The organism is Pseudomonas sp. SJZ103 (genome assembly GCF_007828335.1).
In the GTDB taxonomy this organism is placed as follows: domain Bacteria; phylum Pseudomonadota; class Gammaproteobacteria; order Pseudomonadales; family Pseudomonadaceae; genus Aquipseudomonas.
In genome coordinates this window covers 260,100-279,769 of sequence record NZ_VIUN01000004.1, presented here as the reverse complement: position 1 = coordinate 279,769, position 19,670 = coordinate 260,100, and the positions used below count along the sequence as shown (strand labels likewise).

The window sequence follows — 19,670 nt, the reverse complement described above, 5'->3', positions numbered from 1 at the left end:
TTTCCCTGCGATCATTTCTCACCAACGCTGTGCACTGCCTTAAGAATCACTGCGGCGACCTCGGCCGGCTGTGACTGCTGGGGAACATGGCTGGTGTGCACCTCTGCCAGGGTGGCACCGATACGCTTGGCGGCAGAGCGCTGGACGTCGGGGTGGATCATCCGGTCTTCGGTGGCTAGCAGATACCAGGACGGTTTGGTCTTCCAGGACGCGACGGTCGTTTTATCGTCGAAGGCAGATGCCTTGATGGGACCTTGCGTGGCGGTCATGACGGCGGTCTGGGCTGCCGGGAGATCCTGGGCGAAGTCCTTGGCCATGCCTTCCGGCGTCAAATAGAGAAAACCGTTGGCGTCTGCCTTGATCTGACTGATGCCAGGGGGCGTGGGCGCGCCTTTACCTTGTTCGCCGCTGGTTTGCCCGGCCTCCGGCGCGAAGGCGGCGACATACACCAGCGCGCTGACCTTCGGGTCGCCACCGGCCTCGGTAATCACGGTGCCGCCCCAAGAGTGCCCGACTAGAACCACCTTACCCTGCTGGTTACTCAAGACGCGGCGCGTAGCGGCAACATCGTCGGTAAGTGAGGTGAGCGGGTTCTGCACAACCGTAACGGCCACCCCTTGGGCTTGGAGCAGTGGCACCACTTTTGCCCAATCGGAGCCGTCGGCGAACGCGCCGTGTACGATCACCACGGAGGGCGTTGTATCCTGCGCATGACTGGCGCTTGCGATGAAGGTGCCGGCTAGGGCAAAGACGACGGTAGCGATTTTCGATTTGAATGTTTTCATTGGATGAGCTCCTGTTCGGGAGTTCAAATTCTGCTGACTAGCCTGCAGTGTGGGCATCGGTCAATTATCCGACCCAGGGACATTTTTCATGGATAGTGTGTTGCAACTGGACATCTCCCTGGACGGGGCGCTGGCGACGATCGCCCAGATCGGTGACCTCAGCATGGGACAACCACTCGGTCATTCCCGGCGTGTTGCCGCACTGGCGCGGATGCTGGCGCGGGCTCGGCACGGCGACGGTGAGCACCTGAGGGTAGCGGAACAGGTTGCCTTGCTGCGCTGGTCCGGTTGCACCGCCAATGCCGAAGGCTTTGCGGATTTGCTGGGCGACGACGTCGATGGCCGCCGCGCGATGCTCGATTTGACGCTGGGCAATGAGCAAATGAACGCGGTGCATCAGGCAACCCCGCTTGCCGTCGTGCACTGTGAGGTGTCTGGAGCAATCGCCAAAACCCTCCAGCTCGGTGCCGCCGTCGAGGCAGGCGTGTGTCGCGTGTTCGAAACCTACGACGGCACTGGCCGGCCGCTGGGCCTGACCCATGAGCACATTCCAGAGGTCGCCTATCAGGTAGTACTTGCAGGTGATCTGGACATTCTCAGTCGTGCGCACGGCCTGGACGCGGCGCTACGCTGGATCAGAGAGCAGTCGGATCGGCGCTACCCGGCGTCGCTAGTCTCGTTGCTTCTGGGGAACGCAAAGGACTGGCTGGCGGATTTGGAAACGCTTTCGAAAACGGTTGACCACGCGCATGAGCAGCGTTGTGTCCCATTGACGTTGGTGGGCGACATCATCGACTTGAAGCTCCCGTGGTTGGCAGGGCATTCGCGGCAGGTAGCGCATGTCGCCGTGGAAGCTGCACGCCTGTGGGGGCTGCGGGAGTCCACTTTGACAGAAATTGGCAAGTCCGCGCTCATCTACGGTCTCGGCCGGGCAGCCGTTTCGAACCATCTTTGGAATACCGCAGGGACGCTGCCATACGGCGCAGCGGAGCGGGTGCGCCTTGTCCCTTACTGGACGCAACAGGCGCTCAGGCCTATCACTGAACTGGCCGTACCCGCAGAGATTGCATCCCATGCCTATGAACGGCTCAACGGCAGTGGCTATTTTCGAGGCGTGGCGGGTGATGCGCTGTGTGCCGAGCATCGCCTGTTCGCCACATCGGTAGCCTGGGTCGCGCTAACGGAAGCCAGGCCATGGCGATCGGCCCACGGCGAAGCGGATGCAGCCAGGTTACTCAAACAGGATGCTGGCAGTGGCTTGTTCGACAACGATATTTGCGAAGCAGTAATTGCCGCCGCAGGGGGTGAGCGTCGCATGCGTCAACCGAAGGCTTCGGTACTCACGACTCGCGAGTGCCGCATCCTGCTGGAGATCAGTCGTGGCGCCAGCAACAAGCAGGTGGCGCGGCTGCTGGACATCAGTCCGAGTACGGTTCGCACGCACGTGGAAAGCATCTTTCGCAAACTGGAATGCTCGACCCGGGCAGCCGCTACCTTGAAGGGACTGACACTGGGGTTGATTGCCTGAGCCTGGTCCCGGTCATGCCTGGATCATGCGAGCCCGTCCTCGACGGCCTGACTGGCGCGTGCCAGGTCGATGAACGCCTTGGCTGCCGCGCAGGGGTTGCGGCGGTTCGGGTAGTACAGGCACAGCTTGTCTCTGGGCGGTGTCCAGTCTTCCAGAGTCCGCGCGAACAGTCCCGCGCGGATTTCGTCGCGAACGTCCTGCTCCATGAAAAAGCCGAGCCCCATGCCTTCCTGCACCGCAAGCTTGACCACGCTGGATTCATCCAGCGTAAGCGGCCCGCTCACGTCGAGACGAATCACTTCTGCGTCCCGCTCGAAATACCACGGGAAAATCGCCCCATTCGGTAGTCGAACGCGGATGCATTGATGTTGGAGCAGCTCGGATGGCGTTCGCGGTTTGCCGTGTTTTTCGAAGTACGCCGGCGAACCGACCACAGCGTACCGTTGCGGCTGGCCGAGAGGGATCACAATCATGTCATTGGGAACGAGGCTTGTTGAGCGCACGCCGAAATCGAAGCCGTCAGCAACGATATCCACCAGACGGCCTTCGGTCACGAGATCGATGTGTACTTTCGGATGATGCTTCAGGAATTCCATCACCAGTGGCAGGAGCGCCGATCGGGCAGCGCTGGCGAACGCATTGATACGCAGCGTGCCCGAGGGCCCGGCGTTATGTGATCGCACTGCATCGAGTGCAGTGCGCAAATCCTGCAAGGCTGGTCCCACCTGCTCCAGAAATATCCTGCCCGCTTCGGTAATGGCCACGCTACGGGTAGTGCGATTGAACAGCCGCGATTCGAGACGGGCTTCCAGTTGGGCAATGGTGTTGCTCAACGCGGTGGTGGAGACGCCGAGATCGATAGCGGCTTGCCGAAACGACCCCCTGCGTGCGACCGCGATAACAGCGTCCAGCTCACTGAGGCCTATACGATCTTGTGACATTTATTGTCCTGAATTTCGGGATAGGTCATAAAGTTAGTCCCAGTTGAGCAAACTATCCGTCAGGTAGCAAGATCGCTTCATACAACCGCATTCTGGAGAACGAACACATGACACCTCAGCTTCCCGACGTCGTGCAGACGTACTTTGCAGTCAGTAATGGTGGCGATGCGGCACAACTTGCGAGCTGCTTCTGCGCTGACGCCACGGTTTGCGATGAGAGAAAAACATACGAAGGAACAGCTGCCATCGAAGCCTGGCAACGGGAGGCACGCAGTGCGTTCATCTATCAGGTCCAACCACTGCAGGTCCTGCAAGGGCAGGGCAGACTGACGGTCATTGCGCACCTTGTTGGGAATTTCCCCGGTAGCCCGGTACAACTGAGTTACGTCTTCACGCTGGAGGGCGGTCGAATCCGTTCCCTGGAGATCACGCCATGCTGAATCTAGGTTTGACTGGCAAGCGGGTCTTGGTCACCGGTGGCACCAAGGGCATCGGCAAGGCTGTCGTCGAGTTGTTACTGGCCGAGGGCTCGAAGGTCATTACCTCGGCCAGGCAGGTGGACGTTGAAATACCGGGCGCTCTTCTGATTGCGGCTGATCTTTCGACCCGGGAAGGTTGTGACGTGCTGATCGCCGCGATCCAACAGCGGCTGGGGGGCGTGGACATAATGATCCATGTCCTGGGTGGTTCGTCGTCACCCGGCGGCGGTTTTGCTGCGCTGGACGAGGAACAGTGGCAACGAGAGCTCAGCCTGAATCTGTTGCCTGCGGTGCGCCTCGACCGCGCCTTGCTCCCGGGTATGCTGGAGCGCAAGGAGGGGGTCGTTATCCACGTCACCTCCATCCAGAGTCGGCTGCCACTGCCGGAAGCTACAACAGCGTACGCGGCGGCCAAGGCCGCACTTTCGACGTACAGCAAAAGTTTATCGAAAGAGGTTTCGCCCAAAGGCATCCGCGTGGTTCGGGTTTCGCCGGGCTGGGTTGAAACCGAAGCGTCGGTCGCATTAGCCGAGCGACTCGCGCAGGAGGCAGGTACTGACTATCAAGGTGGTAAAGAGATCATCATGAAAGCACTTGGAGGTCTCCCACTCGGCCGCCCGTCCACGCCTTCCGAAGTTGCTGACCTGATCGGTTTCCTGGCTTCGTCGCGAGCAGCATCTATCACGGGAAGTGAGTTTGTGATCGACGGCGGAACGGTACCAACGGTTTAGCCGTCTGTTTGCAGGAAGGCGCAAAATACTGCCACAGCGGCCATCGTTTGGCAGCACGCATACCGGCGGCTACTACAAAGCACGCCAGCGCTTGCCGGTTGAAATAGTCTCCAGCTTGGTTCGACGCAGCAGCCATCTGATAAGCGCGCACTGCGCTGATACGCAACTGTGGATGGGAAGACCGGTTCGCCTGGCCGATGGCACGACGATACCTGCGTCCTGCGCCTAACCGGCGGCCATTTCTCGCAGCAACGCGGCTCGCGATGAAACGGCAACAGACCCTAGAGCTGAAAGCGCGAGATGTTCTCTCGCAATGTCACGCTGGTGCGTGCCAATCCTTCGCTTTCCTGCTGAGCGCTGCGGAAGGCTGCAGCGGATTGCTCGGCGCTTTCGCTGACGGTCACGATGCCCCGGCTGATCTGCTCGGCAACGGTACTCTGCTGCTCGGCGGCAGCGGCGATTTGGTGGTTCATGCCGTTGATCCGCTCGATCATGGTGACGATCGTGCTCACCGCGTCACCGGCCTCGGAAACACCGGACACCGACTGCGCGCTGGAGCGCTTGCAGCGTTGCATATGCTGCGAGGTCTCGTCGGCAATTTTCTGCAGACTGGCGATCAGCCCCTCAATCTCTGAGGTGGCCTTCTGGGTACGCTGTGCCAGGCTGCGCACCTCGTCGGCTACCACCGCGAAGCCGCGTCCGGCCTCGCCAGCACGGGCAGCTTCGATGGCTGCATTGAGGGCCAGCAGGTTGGTCTGGTCGGCCACCGACTTGATCACTTCAAGCATGCTGCCGATATTGCCGGTTTCATTCTTCAGCCGGCCCATGGCCATGTTGGACTGTTCGATTGTCTCGGCCAGCTCGCCGATCATGTTGACGGCATCTTTGGCCTTCTGCTGGCTGTACAGGGCCGCGCTATCGGCCTCGCTGGCGGCACTGGCGGCGGATTCGGCATTGCGCGCGACATCCTGCACGGTGGCGGCCATTTGGTGAACGGCGGTGACAATCTGCTCGACCTCGCACTGTGCCATGGCCACGCTTTCGGCGTTTCTCAGGCTCGATTGGCTAAGCTCCTGGCTGGATTGGGCCACGGTCTGTGAGGACAGGTTTACGCCCCTGGTCATGTCCCGCAGGCTCTCCTGCATGCTCAGCAGGGCGGCCATGATGCTGGCTTGTGGTGGCTCAAGCGTGCGCCCGCTGGCGCGCAAATCGCCCTGGGCAACCCGTTGGGCGAGCTGGTTGAGTTCACTCGGTTCGGCACCCAGCGCGCGCAGCAGGTTGCGGCTGATGACGTAGCCCAGTACCGCTGCGAGTAAGACGGCCAGCGCAGTAATGGCGAGCAGCAGGTTGCGTTGTGACAGATAGTTTGCGTCATTTTCGCTGACCTGCCGGTCTGCCTTCTGGTTGGTGTAGCGCAGGTATTCGCCAATTGCCTGGGTCAGCTCGGCCAGTAAGGGGGTGCACTGCTCGCTGACCATGCGCAGGGCCTCGTCGTTTTCACCCTTGAACAGGTGTTCGGCAATGGTGTGCGCTACCGGTTTGTAGCGGCTCTCGACCTGCTCGATGGTTGAGAACAGTTCACGTGCCTTGGGCGACACATCACCATGGCTATCAATTGCCTGGCGTAGCGCGGCGAGGCTGCTGGTCACCATTTGTTCGTTGACGGCAATCGCGCCCCGCTGCTGTCCTCTCTCGGTGACATTGCTGTTCAAGGCGATGTTACGCAGGGCAATCGCGCGCTGGGCGGCGGCGTCGTTCAGTGTGTTGGCCAGGCGGGTGCGTGCATCAACGCCATTAACGTAGAGGAAAAATTCCTTATTGCTGTTAGCCAGGGCGTACAGCGAGATAGCGGCAATCAGCAACATAAACGCGAGCAGGCTGGCATAGCCGGCATAGAGACTGGTCCGTGTCGAGAGCCGGGGAGTGTGCGATGGCATATGATGTACCTGCGTAATGGGAGGAGCAATTAGAGGCACCTGCAAGGGTATGTATTCGCCCTTGGTCCGCATCGTGCGCAGGTATTCTTTTGTTCGACGGCCACGGGTAGCCGCGTTATTTCCTGGTCAGTTGAAACTTGTACAGGTTTTTATGTTTGTACAAGTCTTGTACAACTATATTGGGATGATGTCGTCATGACATCATGCAATCCCGATGAACGGTCAGTAACCTCCGGTTTCCGGCATTGACGTAAAATCGCCACCCCAAAAAATTCAGCTTGAATAGCGAGAAGGTGCTTCGATGCAACGGGTGATGATTGTTGGTCAACCTGGGTCTGGCAAAAGCACGTTGGCGCGTAAGCTTGGTCAGCTCACGGGCTTGCCGGTCGTTCATATCGACACTATCCACTGGCAGCCAGGTTGGAGAGAACGAAGCCGGGACGAGAAGACGCAGCTTTGTCTTGAGGTCGAGGCCCGTGATTGCTGGATATTCGAAGGTGGTCATTCAGCCACTTGGGACAACCGGATGGCCCGTGCAGATGTCTTGATATGGATTGATCGTTCGGCGACGCTTCGATTCTTGCGCGTACTGCGCAGAACGCTGCTCCAACGCGGTCAGTCGCGGCCTGACTTGCCGCATAACTGCCCCGAACTGCTGGCGAACCTGCCGGAGTTTTTTAGATTCATGTGGCGGACGAAAAAATCAGCGCGCGCAAAAATGCAGCAACTCGTCGCAACTGCGCCCTCGGCTTGCCGTGTGGTTTATCTGCGGTCTAATCGGGATACTAGGATTTTTCTCGCGAGCATTGGACATTCTACTGGCCAGACTCCCTGAGCAGTGCGTACCGATCCTGGTGACGGATGCCGGATTTCGTCGTCCCTGGTTCCAGGCCGTCGAAGCCAAAGGCTGGTAATACCGCTTCTGGCCGGAAACTGCACCTCGTGAACAACGGCGTCTGCCAGAAAATGGGAATTAGAGTAGGCGACATAAATCCGCACCACTGCCATGTTCCAGATATCTGTTTATAGCCAGCAGCAACGTTCCCATGAGCGGGCTGTATGAGAAAACCGAGTCCGCTTTGCGGGCCAAAGACGGTGCGGCCTTCTGGGCTGCGCTCGTCGGCGTCGACGCACAAATTACCGCGCCACTTTTGGCGAAGCTGCTGCTGGAAGACTGGCATGAAGAGCATGAAGACATCGTTTTCGAGTTGGGGTTAATCGGGGAAAACTGCGCGACGTCTGCGATTACGGAAGCCGCGCAGAAAAATTTCGATCACCTGATCAGTTGGGGCAACCTGGAAGAGTTCCAGCGCAAGTGCGCTTATGCATTAGCGCGTATTGGCCCTAGCGATTCAAAGGTAGCTTTGGAACTCATGACACAGCAGCTCGACCCTGGCCTAAGCAAGTACGCTGAGGAAGGTCTAAAGCATTGGCCGATGCGGGTCAAAAAGCGGGGTTAGCGAGCCGGTTTGTTTTATGCCTCTCGCCAAGGACCGCAATCGGCCAAACATTACTGGTCGTCACGCTGAGGTGTGGCAATGCTCTTCAAAATAGGCGTCGCCTTGAGGGTAAAGGCCGCTCAATACCCTTCCATAAACAGCACAGCCTCCAATTGGCGGGCGTTGTAGGCCACGTCAGATCGTGCGTTAAGCGCCTGCACAATGGACGCGACTAGACGATTTGCCTCGAGCTGCGCTGGCCATGACATATATGCATTGCGCCACACGGTACGAGTCGCTCGTGGCCGACTACCGCCACGTCCAGCAATCAGGCCTAGGTTGGGATACTGCGTCTTGAAGGAATCGAGCTCGACGTCATCGAACACTGCCTCAGCAATAGCCACCAATGCGGTGGCTACACGCGAGTCATAGATCACAAAGTCGTCTGGGTAAAACATGGCGTACAGCTTCGTCCATGCACTGTTCATCGCCGCTGGGTTCTGAGCGTTGTGATTAGCCGCACGTTGCAGGTTGGCGACCACGGAATCGGCATCCTGTGTGGGCAGGCGCACCCCGCCCCACTGGCAGATAGACGCGAATAACGCCAACACCGCGTCGGCATTACCGGCAAGGTCAAGACTTAGCCCCTGAGCCTGCGCAATAAACCCCTGCAGTACTTGCTCAGTAGCTACAAAATTCACTCCCGGGGAGGGCCAGAAGTAGCTGCTCAATCGAGCATCCAGTCCCTGGGCTGCCTGGGCTGGGTATACCTTCCGGCGGCGGCGATCGTAGATTTGAAAGGGTTCATGTTCAAGGTAGAAAGCAAAGCGCGCTTCCCAGGGGCTCAAGTTATCGCAACGCAGGGGCGTCTCGGCAGCCGGCTCGACTTCAGCGGTCAGCTCCTGCGTTTCGTCCAGGCCAAGCAATTCATACAACCCGTCGGCGACACGCCGGTAACGCGCCACTTGGCCGTTGCGCGCCCAGTAACCGGTGTGCTCACACAGGTTTGCCAGCTGCGTATTGATTGTGTTGGCGGCAAAAAAGTCTAATCCCACGCGATAGCGTTCGTTGGCATCGGTGGGGCTTAAATAGACCCTGCGGCCGCTGGTTTTAAGGTCTACCGCGCGGAAGTGTAGCGGTAGCGCGCCGGCGTGGATTTCAAGGGCGATTGCGTCGTGCAGGGCCATTAGGTATTCCAAATGCTGGGGATTAGAGGTTTTCCGTTATAGCGATAGGCTACTCGGCGTAGGGGGCGTAATCCAGTGTGGTAAACGTGCGGCTAAGACTTCAAGCAGGGCTGCGCTTAAGCTCAAGCGCCTTGCGTTCGCCCCCATTTAATAAGTCAGTAATCCGACCAATAAGCCTGGAGGCCTAGTGGCTATTCACTAACATCGTTCAGCCGGTAGGGCGTGGCAACAACAGAGCGTGAAGATAAAGTTCAGCGGCGTCGTGCCGATACATTGACGACTATCGCTACGCACTCAGGGATCTCTAACGAGAACCTTGAGGACGTTGGGAGTCATGGCTGGAAAGTTAATTACACCTAATCATTAGACATATGGACGCCATAATGAAACGGATTGAGCGGGACTTCGTTACGCTGTTTAACTACCTCTGGTACAAGGATTTTCCCGTTACTGAAACAGCCGGCCTGGCGAATCGGGCCAACTGGACGATTCATATGGGCCTCGTAATTCGGCAATGTGCCAACCTGCTGGGCGCACGGGCGCTTTTCGAATCGGGCGGGCGTACCGATGCGGTGGTGCAGTACTCCGAAAAGGATATTTTGACCTTCGTGGAATGGGAGTGGAAGCGTGCCCACACGGACATCAACGAAATCGAAAAACTGTATAGCAAGGCCGGTCAGGCAGCCTTTCAGACGTTCATTGGCTACAGCCGTGTAGAGGACATTCAAAAGGCTTTGGACCAAACGTTGAACAAATGGATCGATGCTAAAAGCCCCTTGATTTATTTTCTTATTACCTACGATGTGGTTAAAGGCAACCGTCACTTCGTTGATCTTGTGACCTACCAATTTACAAAAAACCGCTGCAAGAAAATACGCAGTCAGCCGGCGCTACCCTGGATGGTGAATCGCAAGAAGTTCATCGCCGCTGAGGAAAATACATAAAACCTAAAAAACTTCGGAACTGTTGCCGATCAGCATTTCCCTGCTGGCCTCATCGGCAATTCCGAGCAACGTGGTGGAGGCCGAATGGGGGCTCACCACAGCAGCGCTTCAACTTCGTCGTACTTATCCGCCAACTTGAGGAAGGTGTTCGCCCAGCCACTGCTGAGGCTGAGTTCTTGCAGGGGGCCGGTGACGGCGAACACAACCGCCACATCCAGCCTGTTGGGCGAACCACCTGATTTGAGCACGCTGATCAAGCCCAGCAATTCCCCCTTCGCTTGTGCCTCGTCTTCCCAGCTTGACCAGCAGAAGTCGTTGTCTGGAAGGCCGATCAGTTCTATCGCGGCTTCGAGGACGTGGATGAGGCTTTCAATCGGGGTCTCACGATTGATTCCTTCTTGAAGCAATTGCCGTGCACGGCCCAAATTCATTGGGGCTGCCCTTCATTGTGGAGGAAGTTGAACAGCATAGAGAAGATCGGGCGCCGGCCATAGGTGCAAGAGGTCGCCGAGTCTTTGCATGGGCTGAGACGACTCGGCGACCCTTTGTGAGTGACGCGTCTAGTTAACGGCCGCCTCCCGCTCCATCAACTTATCCACCAACAAAACCCCCAACTCACTCAGTTGGTGAATCGCCAACGCCACATCCCGCTGCTTCCCCGTCAGCTCATCCGACAGGTCCAGCAACAACGCAGTCACCGAAGAAAAAGTCTCATAGCTATTGGCAATCAGCACTTCACTGCTGGCATCGTCAGCAACGCTGAACAGCGTCGTCGTGGGTGGGGGAGGCTGCTCTGGCGGTTCGGCGCCCGCGTTGAGGTAGTGATCAATCGCACGGTGCGCCGCCTGATTCAGTTTCAGGTCGGGACCGTTCGGAGGGTTAGGCGTGACTTTGTACATAACGGAATTTCCCTGTCAGGGCCGACACCGTTTTGCTACTAAACAAAAGGGTGGCAGCTGTACGCAGGTTAGTAGACCGGGGAATTCCGCAAAGCCGGCGCACCCGAAGGTGCCCTGCGCACAGCCGCCATCAAGCACAGACGGGAAGTCTGGTGGATGAAGCTTGTGCACTAAGCGAAATTCGACCAAGGGCTACTAAACCCGATCACTGAGTTGTCAGCGACCGGGCCACCTTAGAGACGCCCACTCAAGCGCACAAGCCGGCGGATTCTGACGCAACTGTAGGCAACGGAGCAAGGCGCTGCAGCTTGCTGTAGGACATGTCCACAAGGTAGGCGCGAGCTTGTTTGCGAAGAAGCTTGGAGCGCCGCGTGAAACCAGAGTCGGCGTTATCGTTGACGTTTTTCGCGAGCAAGCTCGCTCCTACATAGGGTTGCGCTGATTACTGGAGGTTCTTGTCCAGGAACGCCCGTATAACCGGAATGATCTCCTTGCCATGGGTTTCAAGCGCAAAGTGCCCGGTGTCATAAAAACGAACATCCGCCTTGGGAATATCGCGCTTCCATGCCTCGGCGCCGGCCGGCAGGAAGAACGGGTCGTTCTTGCCCCACACCGCGAGCAGCGGTGGCTGGTACTGGCGGAAGTACGACTGGAAGGCGGGGTACATCGCTACGTTCGAGGCATAGTCCAGCACCAGGTCGAGCTGGATGTCGGCATTGCCTGGCCGGGATATTTGCAGCCCTTCCAGCGTGTAGCCATCGGGTGAAACCGAGCTTTTGTCGGCCACGCCTTCCAGGTACTGCCACTTGATCGAGGCAGGGGTTGGGAAGTCGTGCAGGGCGTCACGGTTTTGTTGGGTCGGGGCGTGCCAGTAGCGTTGGATGGGGGCCCAGCCGTCGCCCAAGCCTTCTTCGTAGGCGTTGCCGTTTTGGGAAATGATCGCGGTCACTCGCTCCGGATGGGCGACGGCCATGCGCCAGCCTACGGGGGCGCCGTAGTCGTGGACCATCAGCGCGTATTTATCGAGTTTGAGCTGTTCGGTGAACTGGCCGATGGTCTTCGCCAGCTGGCTGAAGGTGTAGGCGTATTCGCCGCGCGGCGGGGCTTCGGTGAAGCCAAATGCCGGCAGGTCCGGCGCGATGACGTGGTAGCGGTCGGCAAGCTCGGGCATGAGTTCGCGGAACATGAAGGATGAGCCGGCGAAGCCGTGCAGCAGCAACACGGTCGGCGCGCTGGGGTCGCCCGCCTCGCGGTAGAACACCTTTACGTCATCGACCTGCTCGTAGCGGTAATGCACTGTGTTGTCTGCATGGGCCGTGCCGCTGATCAGCAAGGAGGCGGTGAGCCCGGCAGCGGCAATGGCGTTGGACGTGGTCATGGTGTGGCTTCCTGTGTAACCGTTAAAATTGGTGTTTGAAGGTTATGCCTGGATTTGGTAACCTGTCAAACATATTTTATTGGTTACAGGCTGCCCATGAATCCGAACAGCACTGCTTCAGGCGCACTTTTTCTGGCTGACAACCTTGCCCTCGATTTCATCAACTCCGAGTACGGGGTGGGTGATCAGCGCCATGACTGCTTCGTCGATGATCACAGCGTTATGAGCTGGCTGACCCAAGCGGGGCTGTTGCCCGAGCAGGTTGACCCGAAGGCGCCGAATGGGCTGCTGGCCCTCGCTCGCACGCTTCGCGCGAGTTCAAGGGCGGTGGTGAATGCGGCAATGACAGGCGTTCCCGTCGATCTTGCGGTGATCAACCAGGTGCTTGAAGCGGGTCGCCCGGTGAGCAGGCTGGAATGGGCGCAGGAGCAGAAGGCATTTCGGCTTGCCACGCATCCTCGGGACAGCAGCCCGGCCAGCCTGCTTGGGCCGGTGGCCGAGTCGCTGGTGGGCTTGGTCACGAACGATAAGTTTGAATTCGTCCGCCAGTGCGAGGCCCATGATTGCGTGCTGCTGTTCCATGACCTGAGCAAATCACACCGCCGCCGCTGGTGCAGCATGGCGACCTGCGGCAACCGGATGAAGGTGGCGGCGTTTCGTTCCAGGAATAAACCTTGAGTCGCTAGGGGGGCAGTTTTTCTTTGATTGAACTTGGTATTGCTCAGCATTGCCCCATAACTATCCCTGTCTCCATTAACCGCAAGGACAGACCATGACCAACCCAACCGAAACCGCCATCCTCGCCGGCGGCTGCTTCTGGGGCATGCAGGACCTGTTGCGACGCTACCCCGGCGTGCTGCACACGCGCGTCGGCTACACCGGTGGCGATGTGCCGAATGCTACCTACCGCAACCATGGCAACCATGCTGAAGCGATTGAGATCGTGTTTGACCCTGCGGTGATTTCCTACCGGCAGATCCTTGAGTTCTTTTTCCAGATCCATGACCCCAGCACGCCGAATCGTCAGGGCAATGATCTTGGGCCAAGCTATCGTTCGGCGATTTACTACCTGAGCGAGCAGCAAAGGGATATTGCCGAAGATACCGCGGCTGACGTGGATGCCTCCAAGCTGTGGCCTGGGCCTGTGGCCACGGAAATTGAGCCCGCCAGGGAGTTTTGGGAGGCGGAGCCGGAGCATCAGGATTATCTGGAGCGGATACCGAACGGGTATACCTGCCACTTCGTCCGGCCGAATTGGAAGTTGCCCACGCGGGCTTGAACGTGAGTAGCGTCGGGTAGGGAAGATCAACGGCGGCAATCCAGATCCGCCTATAGCCCCCAGGTTATGGCCATTTAGGCACAGCGCTGGTTGCCGCTGCGTCTTCTGCTTGTGCAGCGATCATGTCATCTGCACTGGAGCGCGCCTGAGTAGATGAAATACACCACATGCGTACGCCATAGAAGGCTGAAGGCCAGGGAACATCGCTGTTTTATCATCACTGCCTACGTCCTTGTCGTCAGAACTGTCGCCATTCTAATGCGTTAGGCAAATGCCATGGCCTTTCAGGTATGAATGGCCACGTCCGGTTGACTCAAATCCCTTCCTGCTCCATCAGCCTGGCCGACAGCGCTTTCAGCTTCAAATAGGGACCTGTGAAGCGCGTGCCCCCATCCAGTGGGGTGAGCGTGATCCGCTCTGAATCGCACCGATGAAATGGGGTGAACATGCGTTTGTTCGGGTAGTAAACGCCTTCCTGCGTCTTGGAATACTTCAAGGCGAGCATCGCGTTTTGCAGTGCAGTGGGGCTGATATGCCTGGCAATGCTCGACTCGGAAAGTGCTGCGTCGTGGTACATCCTGTACATCGCCCCTATGCATCCACCCAGGGTGCCGCCATAGAGGACGTTGCTCTTGAATGTGTCGGTTATGCCGACGCTTTGTGCAACAAACAGCATAAGAGCCGTCGTTACAAAACAGAGGAGGGCGCTTTCCAGCAGTGCCAATGCCTTGTAAGGGTCTACGGCCAGTTGGTCTTTGAGCTTAAGTCGTGTGATGGCCGTGTCGGCGTGTTTTGGCGCGTGGGTGTCAAGCGGTTTCAAGCGTTACCCCTCCTGGGTTGAGTCTTCCTGATCGAGAACGGCTCGCATTTTACGCAAAGTGAAGCGGCTGTGCAGGACGTTTTCTTTGGGCTTCATCTCTATCGTTTGCCGCCTCAGCTTGGCCCCCGATGGCGGAGTGTCAGCCACCGTGATAGCGGGCGAATGCGCAGGTGCTGAGGAATGGTGAAGGTTAGACACAGGCGCTAGTAGTATCGATCGGCTGCTTATGCGAGCGGTGGACTAGGATTTTTCTTCCGGAGTGTTCCGGACTCACATGCCGATCCTCGATCTTGATACCTCCGGTACCAGCATCTATGAAGCGTCGCGCTTCCTCGATAGCCCGGAAACCATCAGCGCTTATCTGGCGCAGAGCATGAAATCTCAAGACCCGCAGGTGCTCATGAAAGCGCTTGCCGAGGTCGCCAAGGCCCAGGGCGTGAACAAGGTGGCGGAGTCTGCGGGGGGTAATCGCGAGAGCCTATATAAGACGCTGAAAGGCGGTTCTAAAACGCGTTATGAGACGATTCAGAAGTTGATGCTGGCGTTAGGCGTGGAACTGACTGTGCAGCCGATTGCGGCGGTGGCAGTCAAGAAAACGGCAAGTGCAAGGCGGGCTGGGGCCGGGAAGTCCTGACGCGCGGTTTAGCGAGCGACCACAACCCTTGAAAAATACCGAGGCCCCCTCCCACATTGGATTGATTGTGTTCTGGAGACCGAGCCGCCCCCAGAACCCAGCGCTTCAGCGCACCAGGCAAGGCTGTTTGTTGTTATAACGCCATCCCGGAATCAGGAACTGCATCGCCATGCTGTCATCCCGTGCGCCGAGGCCCATGCCTTTGTACAGTTCGTGGGCCTTGGCCACGGCGTCCATGTCGATGTCCACGCCCAGGCCAGGCTTGGCGGGTACCTTCACATAACCGCCTTCGATTTTCAGCGGTTCGCGGGTCAGGCGCTGGCCGTCCTGCCAGATCCAGTGGGTGTCGATGGCGGTGATGTCGCCCGGGGCGGCGGCGGCTACTTGGGTGAACATCGCCAGGGAAATATCGAAGTGGTTGTTGGAGTGAGAGCCCCAGGTCAGGCCCCACTCATTGCACATCTGCGCCACGCGCACCGAGCCTTGCATCGTCCAGAAGTGCGGGTCGGCCAGGGGGATGTCTACCGATTGCAGCTGGATCGCGTGGCCCATTTCGCGCCAGTCGGTGGCTATCATGTTGGTGGCGGTTTTCAGGCCCGTGGCGCGGCGGAATTCGGCCATGACTTCGCGGCCCGAGTAACCGTTTTCGGCGCCGCACGGGTCTTCGGCGTAGGCGAGCACGTGGTGCTGATCGCGGCACAGGCGGATGGCTTCTTTCAATGACCAGGCGCCGTTCGGGTCGAGGGTGATGCGCGCATCGGGGAAGCGTTCGGCCAGGGCGGTGACGGCTTCGATCTCTGCATCGCCGCTCAATACGCCGCCCTTGAGCTTGAAGTCGTTGAAGCCGTATTTGGCTTTAGCGGCTTCGGCCAGGCGCACCACGGCCTCGCTGGTCAGGGCTGTTTCATGGCGCAGGCGAAACCACTCGTCCTCGTTGTCGGCTTCGTTGCGGTAGGCCAGGTCGGTGGCGCTGCGGTCGCCGACGTAGAACAGGTAGCCGAGCATTTTCACCGCATCACGCTGCTGGCCTTCGCCGAGCAGGGCGGCCACCGGCACTTCGAGGAACTGGCCCAGCAGGTCGAGCAGGGCGGCTTCCATGGCGGTGACGGCATGGATGGTGATGCGCAGGTCAAAGGTTTGCAGGCCGCGGCCAGCCGAATCCCGCGAGGCGAAGGTGCTGCGCATCTGGTTGAGGATGCGCTGGTACTGGCCGATGGGTTGGCCGATCACCAGGCTGCGGGCGTCTTCCAGGGTTTCGCGGATGCGTTCGCCACCGGGCACTTCACCGACGCCGGTGTTGCCGCTGCTGTCCTTGAGAATCACGATGTTGCGGGTAAAAAATGGCCCGTGGGCGCCGCTCAGGTTGAGCAGCATGCTGTCGTGGCCGGCGACGGGGATGACCTGGAAATGGGTGACGACGGGAGTATTCATGGCAAGTTCCTGGATAGGCTCAAAGAGGTTTGCTGACGGCGGCGCTCGTTGGTGTCACGCTTGGCGAAGTCAAAGCGGCGGAGGGGGCGGTCTTGGCAAAGAACACCAGGATCGCGGCGAGCACCGACGTGCCGGCCAAACCGTAGAGACCACCCTGGATCGAACCGGTGGTCTGCTCCAGAAAGCCAAAGGTGGTCGGCGCGACGAAGCCACCCAGGTTGCCGATGGAGTTGATCAAGGCGATCACGGCAGCGGCGATGCGCACATCCAGGTAACCCTGTGGGATCGGCCAGAACAGCGAGGACGCCGACTTGAACCCAATGGCCGCAAAACAGATTGCCACGAACGCGAAGATCGGCCCGCCGGTGGTGGACATGAACATGCCCGCCGCCGCAATCAACAGCGCCGCCGCGACCCAGGCCTGCTGGAACTTGAATTTGCCCGACAGCGTCGCGAAGGCATACATGGCGATGATCGAGATCAGCCACGGGATCGAGTTGAAGAAGCCGACCTGCACATCGCTCAGGTCGCCCATCTTCTTGATGATGCTCGGCAGCCAGAACGTCGCCGCGTAGATCGTCAGTTGAATGCAGAAGTACAGGGCGCAGAACAGCAGGATCTGGCGGTCCTTGAGCAGCTTGCCGATGGTCGGCTTGACGCTGGTCAGGGCTTCCCGCTCGCGCTGTTCCTGGTCGATGGCGTTGACCAGAGCGTCCTGTTCTTCGCGGGTCATCCACTTGGCGTCGTGGGGCTTGGAATCGAGCCAGAACCACACGAAGAAACCGATCACCACCGAGGCCAGGCCTTCGATGGCGAACATCCATTGCCAGCCGTGGAAGCCAAATCCTTCGATCTGCAGCAGTGCGCCTGACAGCGGGCCCGAGATCAGCGAGGCCACCGCCGAGCCACTGAGGAAAATCGCGATGGCTTTGCCGCGCTCAACCCCCGGCAGCCAGCGGGTGAAGTAGTAGATCACCCCAGGGAAGAAGCCGGCTTCGGCCACGCCCAGTAGAAAGCGCAGGATGTAGAAGTGGGTTTCGTTCTGGATGAACGCCATCAGCGTGGCGACGATGCCCCAGGTGAACATGATGCGGGTCAGCCAGATGCGCGCGCCGACCTTTTGCAGCAGCATGTTCGAGGGCACTTCAAAGAGCGCGTAGCCAATGAAGAACAGCCCGGCGCCAAACCCATAGGCGGCAGCGCCGATGCCCAGGTCAGTTTCCATGTGCGTGCGCACAAAGCCGATATTGACCCGGTCGATGTAGTTGAGGATGAACATGATCACGAACAGTGGGAGCACATGGCTCTTCACTTTTCTCACGGCTTGCGCGAGGACCGAATCACTGTCTGGTGTGGCAGATGCATGGCTTGAATTGTTCACAATTCAAAACTCCCCCTGATTATTTTTATGCGGGTTTGCGTGTCTTGTTGATAGACATCATACAAGTTGATTTCTGGAGTTCGCAATGCGGCGATGATGTTTTTGTGTTTATAAGAGCCAGTATTTAGTGCTGTTTTGGTTATTTTGCAGGTTGGGGTGGGGTTTTAAAGATGGTTGAGAGGGCTTTTGAAAGGGTGGCGCTGGCGGCCATTAATGTTGGTTGTCATACAAGTAGAGCGCTTTTTTTCACTCGCATCCCAACCTGTAGGAGCGAGCTTGCTCGCGAAAAACGTCAACGATAATGCGGGCAGCCTGGATAAACGCGGCGCCCTCAGGTTCTTCGCGAGCAAGCTCGCTCCTACAGTGGGGTTACGCCGTGGGGCGGGATGTTAAGCTCCCTCCTGCCCAACCCCGTGGATTCGTAACTATGCCCATTGAAAACGGCCCCCCCGTTCGTAGACGCTCCAACAACCTGGCCCAAGGCGTGCTTGACGCCCTGACCCAGCGCATCCTGCTTGGGCAGTTGAAGCCGGGTGAAAAGCTGCCGTCCGAATCCACCATCGTGCTTGAGCATGGGGTGAGCCGTACCGTGGTGCGCGAGGCGCTGTCCAAGCTGCAAGCCTCGGGGCTGGTGGAGACGCGCCATGGCATCGGCACCTTCGTGCTGGCGCAACAGGCCCAGCAAGGTTTGCGCCTGCATGTGGACACCGTCGCCAGCGTGCGCAACATGCTCGAGCTGCGCCTGGGCCTGGAGGTGCAGGCAGTGGCACTGGCCGCCGTGCGCAGGACCGACGAGCAGCTTGCCCACATGCGCGCCGCGCTGGACGACTACCAGGCCTCGCTGGCCAACAACGACAGCTGTGTGGAAGAGGACAAGCGTTTCCACCAGTTGATCGCCGAAGCCACCGGCAATACCTTCTTCACCGAGATCATGCTGCACCTGGGCAATGCGATGATTCCGCGTACCCAAGTGAAAGGCGCCGAACGTGGCGGGGCGGACTTCGCCAAGCTCGGGCAATTGGCGAACCTGGAACATGAGGCGATCTTCAACGCAATCAGGCGCCAGGACCCGGACGCGGCGCGGGCGGCGATGGTGTTGCATCTGACCAACAGCCGGGATCGATTTTCCGGCGAATAAAAAGGAACACAGGTTGAACGAACACACCTTGTCCATGCGCCTGGAGCGCGTGGCGGCGCATGTGCCGATGGGCGCGCGGCTGGCCGATATCGGCTCGGACCACGCCTACCTGCCGGTGGCCTTGATGCGCCGTGGCGTGATCGAGGCCGCGGTGGCGGGCGAGGTGGCGAGCACGCCGTTCCAGGCGGCCGAGCGCACCGTGCGGGAGAACGGCCTGGAGCAGCACGTTACGGTGCGCCTGGCCGATGGTCTGGCGGCGATAAAGCCGGCAGACGCGATCACCGCGATCAGCGTCTGCGGCATGGGCGGCGAAACGATCCGCGACATCCTCGAAGGCGGCAAGGCCCACCTCAGCGGTCACGAACGCCTGATCCTGCAACCCAATGGCGGCGAACAACCGTTGCGTCACTGGTTGATGGAAAACGGTTACACCCTCCTCGATGAAGAGCTGCTGCGGGAAAACCGTTTCTACTACGAAATCATCGTCGCCGAACGCACCACGCCGGTGATCTACAGCGCCGAACAACTGTACTTCGGCCCCCTGCAGATGCAGGCGCGCAGCCCGGTGTTCCTGGCCAAGTGGCAGCGCATGCTGCGTCAGAAGCAGAAGACCCTGGCCAGTTTCGAGCATGCGCGGCAGGCCGTGCCGGAAGATAAGGTCGCGGAAATTGCACGGCAGGCAAGATGGATTACTGCGTTACTGGCTGGATAACACTTCTTCCCGATGACGGCCCTTCAA

The 19,670-nt window shown here is 58.9% G+C and carries 21 protein-coding genes and 1 pseudogene; 12 read left to right on the top strand and 10 right to left on the bottom strand.

The window, feature by feature from the left end; translation table 11 throughout:
• Positions 1-11: 11 nt before the first annotated feature.
• The gene (locus FBY10_RS12235) at positions 12-785 is read right to left on the bottom strand and encodes an alpha/beta hydrolase (protein ID WP_145336377.1); all 774 of its coding nucleotides are present in this window, start codon (positions 783-785) and stop codon (positions 12-14) included.
• Positions 786-873: 88 nt separating this feature from the next.
• On the opposite strand from FBY10_RS12235, the gene FBY10_RS12230 reads away from it, so the two are divergent.
• Complete coding sequence (locus tag FBY10_RS12230) at positions 874-2,313, top strand: HD domain-containing phosphohydrolase (RefSeq protein ID WP_178116742.1); 1,440 nt, start codon at positions 874-876, stop codon at positions 2,311-2,313.
• A 23-nt stretch (positions 2,314-2,336) separates the two neighbouring features.
• Here FBY10_RS12230 and FBY10_RS12225 read toward each other — a convergent pair whose 3' ends face one another.
• Positions 2,337-3,254: a LysR substrate-binding domain-containing protein gene (locus FBY10_RS12225; RefSeq protein ID WP_131699795.1), complete on the bottom strand. Its 918-nt coding sequence runs from the start codon at positions 3,252-3,254 to the stop codon at positions 2,337-2,339.
• Between the two features lie 107 nt (positions 3,255-3,361).
• Here FBY10_RS12225 and FBY10_RS12220 point away from each other — a divergent pair, with 107 nt between their 5' ends.
• From FBY10_RS12220 to FBY10_RS31705, 3 genes and pseudogenes are all read left to right on the top strand, one after another.
• Complete coding sequence (locus tag FBY10_RS12220; protein WP_131699794.1) at positions 3,362-3,694, top strand: nuclear transport factor 2 family protein; 333 nt, start codon at positions 3,362-3,364, stop codon at positions 3,692-3,694.
• On the top strand, positions 3,688-4,464 hold the full coding sequence (locus tag FBY10_RS12215) for an SDR family oxidoreductase (protein WP_131699793.1): 777 nt from the start codon (positions 3,688-3,690) through the stop codon (positions 4,462-4,464). Before FBY10_RS12220 ends, FBY10_RS12215 begins: the two co-directional genes overlap by 7 nt.
• 52 nt (positions 4,465-4,516) lie before the next feature.
• Positions 4,517-4,675: pseudogene (locus FBY10_RS31705) on the top strand (IS4 family transposase); the annotation flags it as partial.
• Positions 4,676-4,745: 70 nt separating this feature from the next.
• Here FBY10_RS31705 and FBY10_RS12205 read toward each other — a convergent pair.
• Positions 4,746-6,401, bottom strand: a complete 1,656-nt coding sequence (locus FBY10_RS12205) for a methyl-accepting chemotaxis protein (protein ID WP_131699792.1) — start codon at positions 6,399-6,401, stop codon at positions 4,746-4,748.
• 301 nt (positions 6,402-6,702) lie between these two features.
• Between FBY10_RS12205 and FBY10_RS31700 the strand changes: the two genes are divergently transcribed.
• Both FBY10_RS31700 and FBY10_RS12195 read left to right on the top strand, forming a co-directional pair.
• Positions 6,703-7,236 (top strand): AAA family ATPase, encoded by a 534-nt coding sequence (locus tag FBY10_RS31700; protein WP_145336375.1) that lies wholly within the window; start codon positions 6,703-6,705, stop codon positions 7,234-7,236.
• Positions 7,237-7,447: 211 nt separating this feature from the next.
• Complete coding sequence (locus FBY10_RS12195; protein ID WP_145336373.1) at positions 7,448-7,861, top strand: hypothetical protein; 414 nt, start codon at positions 7,448-7,450, stop codon at positions 7,859-7,861.
• A gap of 119 nt (positions 7,862-7,980) precedes the next feature.
• Here FBY10_RS12195 and FBY10_RS12190 read toward each other — a convergent pair whose 3' ends face one another.
• The gene (locus FBY10_RS12190; protein WP_145336371.1) at positions 7,981-9,027 is read right to left on the bottom strand and encodes a hypothetical protein; all 1,047 of its coding nucleotides are present in this window, start codon (positions 9,025-9,027) and stop codon (positions 7,981-7,983) included.
• Positions 9,028-9,410: 383 nt separating this feature from the next.
• On the opposite strand from FBY10_RS12190, the gene FBY10_RS12185 reads away from it, so the two are divergent.
• Positions 9,411-9,971, top strand: a complete 561-nt coding sequence (locus tag FBY10_RS12185; protein WP_145336369.1) for a hypothetical protein — start codon at positions 9,411-9,413, stop codon at positions 9,969-9,971.
• Positions 9,972-10,063: 92 nt separating this feature from the next.
• Here FBY10_RS12185 and FBY10_RS12180 read toward each other — a convergent pair whose 3' ends face one another.
• The 3 genes from FBY10_RS12180 to FBY10_RS12170 all read right to left on the bottom strand — a co-directional run bounded on the left by FBY10_RS12180 (position 10,064) and on the right by FBY10_RS12170 (position 12,248).
• Entirely contained in the window at positions 10,064-10,402 is a 339-nt protein-coding gene (locus FBY10_RS12180) for a hypothetical protein (RefSeq protein ID WP_145336367.1), read from the bottom strand.
• 129 nt (positions 10,403-10,531) lie between these two features.
• Positions 10,532-10,870 carry a DUF6124 family protein gene (locus FBY10_RS12175; protein WP_145336365.1) on the bottom strand — a complete coding sequence of 113 codons (339 nt, stop codon included), beginning with the start codon at positions 10,868-10,870 and terminating at the stop codon, positions 10,532-10,534.
• A 442-nt stretch (positions 10,871-11,312) separates the two neighbouring features.
• Positions 11,313-12,248: an alpha/beta fold hydrolase gene (locus FBY10_RS12170; protein WP_145336363.1), complete on the bottom strand. Its 936-nt coding sequence runs from the start codon at positions 12,246-12,248 to the stop codon at positions 11,313-11,315.
• A 96-nt stretch (positions 12,249-12,344) separates the two neighbouring features.
• Here FBY10_RS12170 and FBY10_RS12165 point away from each other — a divergent pair, with 96 nt between their 5' ends.
• Entirely contained in the window at positions 12,345-12,926 is a 582-nt protein-coding gene (locus tag FBY10_RS12165) for an ABATE domain-containing protein (protein WP_131699788.1), read from the top strand.
• A gap of 94 nt (positions 12,927-13,020) precedes the next feature.
• Entirely contained in the window at positions 13,021-13,527 is a 507-nt protein-coding gene (gene msrA / locus FBY10_RS12160) for a peptide-methionine (S)-S-oxide reductase MsrA (protein WP_131699787.1), read from the top strand.
• A 313-nt stretch (positions 13,528-13,840) separates the two neighbouring features.
• Here msrA and FBY10_RS12155 read toward each other — a convergent pair whose 3' ends face one another.
• A complete protein-coding gene (locus FBY10_RS12155; protein ID WP_131699786.1) occupies positions 13,841-14,347 on the bottom strand; it encodes a hypothetical protein in 507 nt (168 codons plus the stop codon).
• A gap of 274 nt (positions 14,348-14,621) precedes the next feature.
• Here FBY10_RS12155 and FBY10_RS12150 point away from each other — a divergent pair, with 274 nt between their 5' ends.
• Entirely contained in the window at positions 14,622-14,981 is a 360-nt protein-coding gene (locus FBY10_RS12150; protein ID WP_145336361.1) for an addiction module antidote protein, read from the top strand.
• Between the two features lie 105 nt (positions 14,982-15,086).
• On the opposite strand, the gene gudD is transcribed toward FBY10_RS12150, so the two are convergent.
• Together gudD and FBY10_RS12140 are read right to left on the bottom strand one after the other, a co-directional pair.
• On the bottom strand, positions 15,087-16,412 hold the full coding sequence (gene gudD / locus FBY10_RS12145; RefSeq protein ID WP_145336359.1) for a glucarate dehydratase: 1,326 nt from the start codon (positions 16,410-16,412) through the stop codon (positions 15,087-15,089).
• 19 nt (positions 16,413-16,431) lie between these two features.
• Positions 16,432-17,793, bottom strand: coding sequence for an MFS transporter (locus FBY10_RS12140; protein ID WP_145336357.1), 1,362 nt, complete (start codon positions 17,791-17,793; stop codon positions 16,432-16,434).
• Between the two features lie 427 nt (positions 17,794-18,220).
• On the opposite strand from FBY10_RS12140, the gene FBY10_RS12130 reads away from it, so the two are divergent.
• Both FBY10_RS12130 and FBY10_RS12125 read left to right on the top strand, forming a co-directional pair.
• Positions 18,221-18,931, top strand: coding sequence for a FadR/GntR family transcriptional regulator (locus tag FBY10_RS12130; RefSeq protein WP_131699781.1), 711 nt, complete (start codon positions 18,221-18,223; stop codon positions 18,929-18,931).
• Positions 18,932-18,944: 13 nt separating this feature from the next.
• Positions 18,945-19,643, top strand: a complete 699-nt coding sequence (locus FBY10_RS12125; RefSeq protein ID WP_145336353.1) for a tRNA (adenine(22)-N(1))-methyltransferase TrmK — start codon at positions 18,945-18,947, stop codon at positions 19,641-19,643.
• Positions 19,644-19,670 lie beyond the last annotated feature (27 nt).